Here is a 9,580-nt window from a genome sequence, read left to right as displayed (position 1 = left end):
CCGTTGTTCCCCCGTGGCCCCGGGTCCTCCGTCGCGCACCCCCGTTCCGGACGGGCACCGCGCCTGCTCCGCCGCCCCGTGCCGGCGGTACCGGCGCAGCGCCCCTTCCGTGGTCCCCACTCTGCCGTCCGCGCAGGTCGCGGCCCATCCGCGTACCTACTCAATTGGCCCCCTAGGTACGGATACTCAGCCCTGGGCACCCGGGCACTCCCGCGGGGTTGCGCCATCTGGTTACGATCGCGTCCGTGTCCGTACTCCCTCTGGTGTTCACAAGTGGCTGGGCGAGCGGGATCAACGCCTACGCGGTGGTCCTCCTGCTCGGCATCTTCGGCGCGACCGGCGTGAGCGACGAGGTGCCCGCCTCGCTCCAGCGCACCGATGTGCTCGTCGTGGCCGGTGTGCTCTTCCTGTGCGAGATGGTGGCCGACAAGATCCCTTACGTGGACTCGGCCTGGGACACGGCGCACACCTTCATCAGGCCGCTCGCCGGAGCGGTCGTCGCGGCACTGCTGGCGGGCGGGGACGGTTCGCTGCCGGAGCTCGCGGCGGGGGCCGTCGGCGGTTCCACCGCGCTGATGAGCCATCTGGTGAAGGCGGGCACCAGGATGGCGGTCAACACCTCCCCCGAGCCGTTCAGCAATATCGCCATGAGCACGGTCGAGGATCTGGGCGTGGCCGGAGTGGTCACGTTCGCCCTGTTCCATCCGGTGATCGCGGCCGGCATCGCCGGGACGCTGCTGCTGCTCGGTCTGCTGATCCTGGCCTTCCTGGCCTCCCGTGTCCGCCGGTTCCGGCGCCGCAGGGCGCAGCGGCGGGAGGAGAAGCGGCTGACCGCCCCCGCCTCCCAGTGGCCTGGCGGCTGAGTTGTCGGCGGCGGCCGATAAAGTCGCTGCCATGGCACGTATTGCGGTGATCGGCGCCGGGATGGGCGCGATGTCGGCGGCGGCCCGGCTGGCCGTGGCAGGCCACCGGGTGACGGTGTACGAGCGGTCGCGGACCTTCGGCGGCTCGGTCGGCCGCCATGCCCGGGACGGCTTCGCGTTCGACACCGGGCCCTCCCTGCTGCATCTGCCGGCGGTCTACCGCGACCTGTTCGTGAAGACGGGCAAGGAGCCGCTGGAGCGGTGCGTCACCCTGACCCAGGTCGATCCGGCGAGCCGCCACGTCTTCGCGGACGGCACCGCGGTGTCGCTGCCGAACGCCTCGCGGGCCGGGGTCGTGACAGCGCTGGACGCCGCGCTGGGGGACGGTGCCGGTGAGAGCTGGGGAGCGTTCCTGGACCGGGCCGGGGATGCCTGGGACCGGTCCAGGCGGCCGTTGCTGGAGGAGCCGCTGCGCCCCGACTGGCAGGTGCTGGCCCGCGATCCGTACCCGGCGCCGGCACGACGGCGGCTGCTGCGCCCCGCGTTGCGGGCCGGCACGGTGGCGGAGGTCGGTTCCTGGGAGCTGGCGGACCCCCGGCTGGCCGCCCTCCTCGACGGGTACGCGCTGTCCTACGGCCTGGATCCGCTGCACGCCCCGGCGAGCGCGGCCCTGCTGCCGTACATGGAGGAGACGTTCGGCAGCTGGTACGTCTCCGGCGGTATGCGGGCGCTGGCGCAGGCGGTGTACGAGCGGTGCCTGGCGCGGAAGGTGGAGTTCGTCTTCGGTGCCGACGTGGCCCGGGTGGTGGAGAAGGACGGCCGGGCGGCGGGCGTGGAGCTGGCCGACGGGACGGTCGCGGAGGCCGGCCACGTGGTGCTGGGGTTCCAGCCGCACCCGGGGCTGATGCCCGGCCAGGACATGTGGCAGGACGGCGATGTGACGGTCCGGCGCCGGCCGGGCGGCGGGGCGGCGGGCCGGTTCCAGGTCCTGCTGTCGCTGTCCGGGGCCCGGCCCGCCGATGCCGTGCACCGGACGCTGGTGCACCCGGCCGACGGGGCGGCCGAGCGCGAGGCGGTGTTCGGGGGCCGGCTCGCCGCGCACCCCACGGTGACCGTGCTGCGCCCCGATGACCCCTCGACCCGTCCCGACGCGGCCCATGAGGCCGTGACGCTGATGGCGACGGTCGCCCCGCACGGCCCGGTGGACTGGACGGACGCCGCGCTGCGGGAGCGGTACGCGGACACCCTGATCAACGCGGCGGACGCGGCCGTGCCCGGCCTGCGGGACCGGCTGATCCACGCGCAGGTGCGGACGCCCGCGGAGACGGCCGCGGAGACCGGCGCGGAGGGGGGCGCGGTTCCCCCGCCCGCGCTGGCCGGGGCCGGTGGCGGGTATCTGCACGCGGGGAACCGCACCCGGCTGCCGGGGCTGCTGCTGGCGGGCGGCTGGTCGCATCCGGGCGGCGGGCTGGCGCACGCGGGGATGTCGGGGACGTTGGTCGCGGGGCTGATCGTCGAGGGGGACGCGTTCCGCGGCTCCCAGTGAGGCGGCGGGGCGGGCGTCCCGGCGGCCGCTTCGCCCTCGATCGCCGGACGGGATCGGAATGCCCCGCCGGCCGGTGGTGTCAGTAGCGGTACTGGTCGTTGTGGCCGGTGTCGTAACCGTTCGGGTACGGGGCCGGCTGTGCGGGCTGCTCCGGGGGGAACTGCTCGCCCTCGCGCTGCTGCGGCACCCAGACCCCGCCCGGCGGGGTCTCGGGGGCGTACTGCTGGGACTGGGCGTACGGGTCGGCGTACTGCTGCCGGCCGCCGTTGCTGTCGTGGTTCCCGTAGCTGTCGTACGTGCCGTACTGCGGCGCGCCCGCGGTCGTGCCGGTGCCGATGTACGGGTCGGAGTACGCGGCGTACTGCTGCCCGGCTCCCGCGTAGCCGTCCTGCCCGGCGTAGGTGTCCTGGCCCGCGTAGCCGTCCTGGCCGCCGTAGATGTCCTGGCCGCCCTGCGCCGGGTGGGCGGAGTAGTCGGTGTAGGAGTCGTAGGCGGCGTACTGCGGCTGGCCCTGGGGCTGCTGGGGCTCCTGGTGCTGCTCCTGCTGGGGCCGGGTGTCGGTGTAGACGCCGTACTGCCCGGTGTCGTCCGGCAGGGGCTCCGGCTCGTAGACCGCCGCCGGACTCTGCGGAGCGTGGGACGGCTGCGGCGGTGCGCCGGGTTCGTACTCCGTCTCCAGGTCCGAGACCTGGAGACGGGGCTCGCGGTCGCTGTTGCCACGGCGGCGACGGCTCTCCCCGGGGCTGCCCCCTATGGCCCAGCCGGTCGAGAAACCGCGCCGGAACGAGAGCGTGACGTACGTCTGGCCGGTCGCGAAGGCGATCGCGCCGATCGTGATGACGAGCACGGACGGCAACAGGACACCGATGACCACACCGACAAAGCCGGTGAAGGCGAGCAGGCGCCAGCGAAGCCGCGCCTTGTACTGGAGCAGCACCTCACCGAGCAGCCACAGCGCAACGATGCCGAACGCGATGTAGAGGACCGTCCAGCCCATGCCCGCCCCTTCTACGGCCACCGCCCCGGAACGTGGCGGGTACGGCCGGTCACGACTGCTTGTGCAGTCCGAGATTTTCGTAGATTTCGAGCGTCGCCGTCGAGTTGTTCAACGTGATGAAGTGCAGCCCGGGGACACCCTCGGAAAGCAGCTTCGCGCAGAACCGCGTTGCGAAGTCGATGCCAATGGAGCGTACAGCGGCGGGGTCGTCCTTGGCGGCGAGGATGCGTTCTTTCAGTGCTGCGGGCAGGGTCGCGTTGCTGAGCTGCGGAAAACGCTCCAACTGACGGACGCTCGTGAGGGGCATTACCTCGGGAATGACCGGGGTGTCGCAACCCGCAGCGACCACCCGGTCACGCATACGCAGGTAATCCTCGGGATCGAAGAACATCTGCGTGATCGCATAGTCCGCACCGGCGCGGCACTTGTCCACGAAATGCCGGATGTCGGTGTCCCAGTCGGCCGAGCGCGGGTGCATCTCGGGAAATGCGGCGACGCCGACACAGAAATCGCCGGATTCCTTGATCAGCCGGACGAGGTCGGCCGCGTACCGCACACCCTGCGGGTGCTCGACCCACGGGCCCATCGGATCGCCCGGCGGGTCCCCGCGCACGGCGAGGATGTTCCGGATTCCCGCGTCCGCGTACTGACCGACCATGTTGCGCAGTTCGGCGATGGAGTGGTTGACCGCCGTGAGGTGTGCGACCGGGGTCAGGGTGGACTCGTCGGCGATGTCCTGCGTCGCCTTCACCGTCCCGGCCCGGGTGGACCCGCCTGCTCCGTACGTCACCGAGACGAAGCTCGGCCCCACCGCCTCGATCCGGCGCAGGGCGTTCCAGAGGTTCCGCTCGCCCTTCTCGGTCTTGGGCGCCCAGAACTCGAACGAGTGCAAGGTCTCGCCGGTCGCGAGCATCTCACGCACGGTACGCGCGCGATCTGTCCTGGTGGAGGGTGTGCCAAGGGCCATAACGGCAGGTTAACCAGGGCGTGGCGGCCACCCAACCGAACCGGCGGGATTTGCCCGAATTGACCGGTACTTGTCCACGCTTCGGACACTGTTGTCCCAAACACGTCGCTCGGGACGGTCCCGTCCGCGCCCCCCGGATCACGCGTCGGCGCGCGCCCGGATCCTTCCGGCCAGTTCCGCGGCGGCGGCCGCGGGGTCCGCCGCCTCGGTGAGGGCCCGTACGACGACGACGCGGCGCGCTCCGGCGTCCAGCACCTCGTCGAGATTGCCGGCGTCGATCCCGCCGATGGCGAACCACGGACGGACGGGCGCGAGCGAGGCGGTGTACCGGACGAGGCCGAGGCCGGGCGCGTGCCGGCCGGGCTTGGTCGGGGTGGGCCAGCAGGGGCCGGTGCAGAAGTAGTCCACGCCGGGCTCGGCGACCGCGGCGTCCACCTCGGCCTCGGCATGCGTGGAGCGGCCGATGACCACGTCCTGGCCGAGGACCGCGCGGGCGGCCGGCACCGGCAGGTCGCCCTGGCCCAGGTGCAGCACGTCGGAGCCGATGGCATGGGCGACGTCGGCCCGGTCGTTGACCGCGAGGAGCTTGCCGTGACGCCTGCAGGCGTCGGCGAGGACCGCGAGGTGTTCGAGCTCCCCGGCCGCCTCCATCCCCTTGTCGCGGAGCTGGACGATGTCCACCCCGCCGGAGAGGACCGCGTCGAGGAACTCGGGGAGGTCTCCCTGGCGCCTGCGGGCGTCCGTGCACAGGTAGAGCCGGGCATCGGACAGCAGCGCGCGAGGCGTGGACATGGTGCGGTTCCCCCGGGAAAGCGATGGCATTCGGCAGGTGGTGCGGAGGGGATGCGGGCCGCACCGTGCGGCCCGCATCCCCCGTACGGCTGTCGGTCAGACGGCGAGCGCCTGGGCCCGGCGCTTCACCTCCGTGCCGCGATTCTCACTCAGCGCCTGCGCGGGCGTGCCCGGCAGGCTCGGGTCGGGAGTGAAGAGCCATTCCAGCATCTCCGCGTCGGAGTAGCCGTCGTCCCTCAGGAGCGTCAGGGTCCCCGAAAGACCCTTGACCACCTTGTCGCCGTCGATGAAGGCGGCAGGCACCTGGAGGGCCCGGTTCTCACCACGTCGTACGGCGATGAGCTGGCCCTCCTTGACCAGCTGCCGCACACGCGTCACCTCGATACCGAACAATTCGGCGATATCGGGAAGGTGGAGCCAGGCAGGGACGAGAGCATCGATCTTTGCGTCAATCTCGGTCACGGGACAAGCCTGCCATCCCGGACTGACAGCCGATACCCGGACTCAGCCCTTCAGGGCTTCGCGAGCCACGTCGGCGACGCGGCAGTGGTGCTGCCGGTCGGCCGTGACCCAGCCGTGGGCGGTGCTCAGGGAGCGCGCGTAGCAGGCCCCGGTGTCCGTGGTGCCCCGGTAATTCTCGGTGGAGGCCCCATCGGCCGACTGGACGACGCCGGCCGTGCGGGCGATGCTGCCGGTCGAGTCCACGGTGTCGTCGGTGACCGCGTCCGTGCGCCACACGCGCGCGGAGCCCTTCCGGGACGTGTCGACGATCACGCGGCGCTGGGTGACGGCCGCCTTCATGTCGTAGTTGTTGTAGTCGCCGTACAACGGGATGTCCAGGTCCACGTCGATGGGGTAGGACCAGGTGCTGCGCTGCGCGTCCGTGCGCCCGCGGGCCTGGGTCGTCACCGTGGTGGAACCGTGGTCACGCTGGTGCATCACCTGGTGGCTGCCGGTGGCGGAGACGTTGTCCGTGTTGGTGTACACGAACTCCTGCTCGACGGTCGTGGTGACCCGGCCCTTCGAGGTCTCGACGTATCCCGAGATCTTCCAGGAGCGGCCGGTCGACACGGAGACGTCCGTGGAGCCGTTCCCGCCCGGGGTCTGGACGGTCTTCACGACCGGCGTGTGGCTGAGGGTGTTCGCGGTCACCCCGCCGCTCGTGCGCGCCTTGTGCGCGTCCGTGCCGAGGAAGAGCGAACCGTCGACGTTCCAGCTGTCGGCCGCCCCGTACGGGGTGATGCCGATGGCGTGCGGCTTGCCGTCGGCCAGCAGACCCGCGAAGGGGGTGAGGTCGATGTCGTACGCCTCGGTCCCGAACTGGTCGATGGCCGGGATCGGGCGCCACAGGGTCGGCACGATGCCGCCGGAGTACACCACGGGGTACGGCTGGGCGAGGCCCGCGGGCTGCCCGTCCACCGTGACCTGCACCTCGCGGTAGGGCCCGCCGCCGCAGAGGTAGTCGGGGGCGGTTTCCGCCAGGTCACTGGGGACCGCGTCGAACCACTGCTCGTCGCAGCCGCCGCCGCGGGCGTAGACCTCCAGGCGCGCGTCGGTCAGATTGCGCGGGAAGGTGACGTCGGTGCGGGTGGAGCCGCCCTTGCCGACGCTCATCCAGGGAGCGCTGTCGGAACCGGTGTCACCGAGGGGGACGACGCGGTCGGCCGTGGTGGCGGCCGGGTGACGCCGGTCGGCCTGGTAGTACGTGATCTTCAGCTTGATCCTGTACACGCCGGTGTACGTCTCGTTGACAACGTTGCCCAGTTCGAGCTGGAGCTTCTGCGGGTCCTTGAGGAGCGGCGCGAAGTCGGTGATGTCCTTGGCGACGTGCCAGCTGATGCCGTCGTCGTCGGGCTCGGCCGTGCTGGTGCGGAAGACCTCCGCGCCGCCGATGAAGACCGCGGCGAGGCGGTCGTACTGGCGGCCCTTCACACTGCCCGACCAGTCGAGGACGACCTTGTTCCAGGGGCCCTCGCACTTCTTGGGCGGGGTGAGCGTGGTGGTGTACGGCGGGCCGCCGAGGGTGTAGCCGAAGTCGTGGTCGACGGCCGTCACCGAACAGTGCTCGGTGTCCGGGCGGGAGACCGGCGGAGTCGCGTCGACCGGGTCCTGGTAGTCGACGGCGGGGTTGGAACCGGGCTTGGGGGCGGTGTCCGCCTGGGCCGGGGCGGCCAGTGCGCCTCCGACGAGGGCGACCGACGCCGAGGCCATGGAGATTCCGCGCAGCGCGCGGGTCCATCTGTGCCGAAACATATGCGTCCTTCGAAGAGTACGAAAAATGATCACTTCAAAAGATGCACAGTGCATCAATCTCCCTCTCCTTCCAAGAGGCAGTCCACATACCGGACGTCAATGTCCACTATCCGTGCCTCTCCTGACGGGTCGCCGATTTCAGTGGTACGGACGCGTCACCGGCCCGCTCCGGATCGAGCCGCGTCCCCGCCTCGATGAGCTTGCGCCCCTGGATCAGATCGCGCGGCCGGCCGACGGCGAGCACCGCGACCAGGACGCCGTCCCGCAGCCAGCACACCGACCAGGCGGGACCGGCCGGATCGCCGCGCCACAGCAGGGTGTCCGCGCCGTCGTGGTGTCCCGCGTACTGCACGAACCGGCCGAACTGCTCGGACCAGAAGTAGGGCACGGGGTCGTAGGCGGGCGGCTCCGCCCCGTCCCCGCCGGCCGCCCCGACGATGTGGGCGGCCGCGGTCCGCGGTCCCTGCAGGGCGTTGTCCCAGTGATGGACGAGCAGGCGCGCCCCGTAGCGCGCGGAGGGGAACGAGGCGCAGTCACCGACGGCGTACACATCGGGCAGCGAGGTGCGCAGCGCCGCGTCGGCGGTGACCGATCCGTCGGGCCCCAGCGCGATGCCGGAGCCGGCCAGCCAGCCGGTGGCGGGCCGTGCGCCGATCCCGACGACGACCGCGTCGGCCGGGAGTGTGCGGCCGTCCGCCAGGACCACACTGCCGGGCTCGACGCGGGCCACCCGCGCCCCGGTGAGGAGTCCGGCGCCGCTCTCCGCGTACCAGGCGGCCATCGGCGCCGCGACCTCGGCGGGCAGCGCACCCGCGAGGGGGCGTTCGGCGGCCTCGACGACGGTGACCTCGCAGCCCGCGGAGCGTGCCGCGGTGGCGAACTCGGCGCCGATCCAGCCCGCGCCGACGACCACGACGGTGTGCCGCGCGCCCAGGACGGGCCGCAGCCGCGCCGCGTCGTCCAGGGTGCGCAGCAGATGGACGCCCGGCACGCCCTCGGAGCCGGGCAGCACGACGGGTTCGGCGCCGGTGGCGATGACCAGGACGTCGTAGGGAACGGGCCCGGCGGAGGTGTCCAGCTCATGGTCGCCGGCGCGTACGCCGGTGACTTCGCAGCCCAGCCGCAACGTGATGCCCAGTGCCTCGAAGTCGATGTCGAAGGCGGATTCCTCGGCCTTGCCGAGCAGCACCGCCTTGGACAGCGGGGGCCGGTCGTACGGCTGATGGGGTTCGGCGCCGATCAGCGTGACGGCGCCGGTGAAGCCCCGCTCCCGCAGGGCCACCGCCGTCTGCACGCCCGCCATGCCCGCGCCGACGACGACCACCCGCCGCCCCGCCGGCTCCGACTGCCGCTCCGACCGCTCTGCCCGCTGCTGCTCACTCACCCGTCCACCTTAATCACCTGATGGGCCGTCAGGAAAGTGGTCCTCCACCGTGCCGTACCCACCGCCCTGCCCGGCCCCCCTTGTGACGGCTCACTTTTCCGGGTCCGCGGGACGGGGTCTAGGGTGGCCCACGTAGAACACTCGCGGGAGCCCGGACGCACCGGGCTGAGAGGGAGGCTGGACGGCCTCCGACCGTACGAACCTGATCCGGGTCATGCCGGCGAAGGGAGGGGCTGGACGCCCATGCGTATCCACCGCACGAGCGGGTCCGACGTCCTCGTCATCGGGGGCGGCATCATCGGCCTGGTGACTGCCTGGCGGGCCGCGCAGCGCGGTCTGAGCACCGCGGTCGTCGATCCCGAGCCGGGCGGCGGGGCCGCCCGGGTCGCGGCCGGGATGCTGGCCGCCGTCACCGAACTGCACTACGGCGAAGAGATGCTGCTGGGCCTCAACGTCGCCTCCGCCAAGCGCTATCCGCGGTTCGCGGCCGAGCTGGAGGCGGCGAGCGGACAGGACATCGGCTTCCGCGCCTGCGGCACGCTGGCCGTCGCCCTGGATACCGACGACCGCGCCCATCTGCGGGAACTGCACGCGCTGCAGCGCCGGTCTGGACTGGAGTCGGACTGGCTCACCGGGCGTGAGTGCCGACGCCTGGAGCCGATGCTCGCGCCGGGCGTACGCGGAGGGCTGCGGGTCGACGGCGACCACCAGGTCGACCCGCGCCGGCTGGCCGCCGCGCTGCTGACGGCGTGCGAGCGGGCCGGTGACGGTGGAAGAC

Annotated in this window: 9 protein-coding genes and 1 riboswitch; of the genes, 3 read left to right on the top strand and 6 right to left on the bottom strand. The window is 72.1% G+C overall.

The features are described from left to right. Positions 1 to 245 precede the first annotated feature (245 nt). A complete protein-coding gene (locus J1C73_RS03430) occupies positions 246 to 863 on the top strand; it encodes a DUF4126 domain-containing protein (RefSeq protein ID WP_207315023.1) in 618 nt (205 codons plus the stop codon). A 31-nt stretch (positions 864 to 894) separates the two neighbouring features. Further along, positions 895 to 2,409, top strand: coding sequence for a phytoene desaturase family protein (locus J1C73_RS03425; RefSeq protein ID WP_207315022.1), 1,515 nt, complete (start codon positions 895 to 897; stop codon positions 2,407 to 2,409). Between the two features lie 79 nt (positions 2,410 to 2,488). On the opposite strand, the gene J1C73_RS03420 is transcribed toward J1C73_RS03425, so the two are convergent. The 6 genes from J1C73_RS03420 to J1C73_RS03395 form a co-directional block, all read right to left on the bottom strand. Continuing rightward, positions 2,489 to 3,406 carry a hypothetical protein gene (locus tag J1C73_RS03420; protein ID WP_207315024.1) on the bottom strand — a complete coding sequence of 306 codons (918 nt, stop codon included), beginning with the start codon at positions 3,404 to 3,406 and terminating at the stop codon, positions 2,489 to 2,491. Between the two features lie 49 nt (positions 3,407 to 3,455). Then, complete coding sequence (gene metF / locus J1C73_RS03415) at positions 3,456 to 4,373, bottom strand: methylenetetrahydrofolate reductase [NAD(P)H] (protein ID WP_123470029.1); 918 nt, start codon at positions 4,371 to 4,373, stop codon at positions 3,456 to 3,458. A 138-nt stretch (positions 4,374 to 4,511) separates the two neighbouring features. After that, positions 4,512 to 5,165, bottom strand: coding sequence for a thiamine phosphate synthase (gene thiE, locus J1C73_RS03410; protein ID WP_207315021.1), 654 nt, complete (start codon positions 5,163 to 5,165; stop codon positions 4,512 to 4,514). 96 nt (positions 5,166 to 5,261) lie between these two features. After that, entirely contained in the window at positions 5,262 to 5,627 is a 366-nt protein-coding gene (locus J1C73_RS03405) for an Rv2175c family DNA-binding protein (protein ID WP_123470033.1), read from the bottom strand. 42 nt (positions 5,628 to 5,669) lie between these two features. Further along, positions 5,670 to 7,418 (bottom strand): peptide-N4-asparagine amidase, encoded by a 1,749-nt coding sequence (locus J1C73_RS03400; RefSeq protein WP_207315020.1) that lies wholly within the window; start codon positions 7,416 to 7,418, stop codon positions 5,670 to 5,672. 106 nt (positions 7,419 to 7,524) lie between these two features. Next, on the bottom strand, positions 7,525 to 8,721 hold the full coding sequence (locus J1C73_RS03395) for an NAD(P)/FAD-dependent oxidoreductase (protein WP_242643657.1): 1,197 nt from the start codon (positions 8,719 to 8,721) through the stop codon (positions 7,525 to 7,527). 214 nt (positions 8,722 to 8,935) lie between these two features. Beyond that, a riboswitch (TPP riboswitch) is annotated at positions 8,936 to 9,048 on the top strand. Between J1C73_RS03395 and J1C73_RS03390 the strand changes: the two genes are divergently transcribed. Then, the coding region (locus tag J1C73_RS03390) for an FAD-dependent oxidoreductase (RefSeq protein WP_207315018.1) at positions 9,046 to 9,580 on the top strand (535 nt) is incomplete at its 3' end. It overlaps the preceding riboswitch by 3 nt.

The sequence above is a fragment of the Streptomyces laculatispora genome (assembly GCF_017353455.1).
Lineage (GTDB): Bacteria > Actinomycetota > Actinomycetes > Streptomycetales > Streptomycetaceae > Streptomyces > Streptomyces laculatispora.
Note: the sequence above shows the minus strand (reverse complement) of the source record. Positions and strands in the feature narration are given on the sequence as shown.

Excerpts from the sequence above, each read along its gene's own strand:
- J1C73_RS03425 (WP_207315022.1), top strand. The coding sequence starts at position 895 with ATGGCACGTATTGCGGTGATCGGCGCCGGGATGGGCGCGATGTCGGCG.
- J1C73_RS03420 (WP_207315024.1), bottom strand. The coding sequence starts at position 3,406 with ATGGGCTGGACGGTCCTCTACATCGCGTTCGGCATCGTTGCGCTGTGG.
- metF (WP_123470029.1), bottom strand. The coding sequence starts at position 4,373 with ATGGCCCTTGGCACACCCTCCACCAGGACAGATCGCGCGCGTACCGTG.
- thiE (WP_207315021.1), bottom strand. The coding sequence starts at position 5,165 with ATGTCCACGCCTCGCGCGCTGCTGTCCGATGCCCGGCTCTACCTGTGC.
- J1C73_RS03400 (WP_207315020.1), bottom strand. The coding sequence starts at position 7,418 with ATGTTTCGGCACAGATGGACCCGCGCGCTGCGCGGAATCTCCATGGCC.
- J1C73_RS03395 (WP_242643657.1), bottom strand. The coding sequence starts at position 8,721 with ATGGCGGGCGTGCAGACGGCGGTGGCCCTGCGGGAGCGGGGCTTCACC.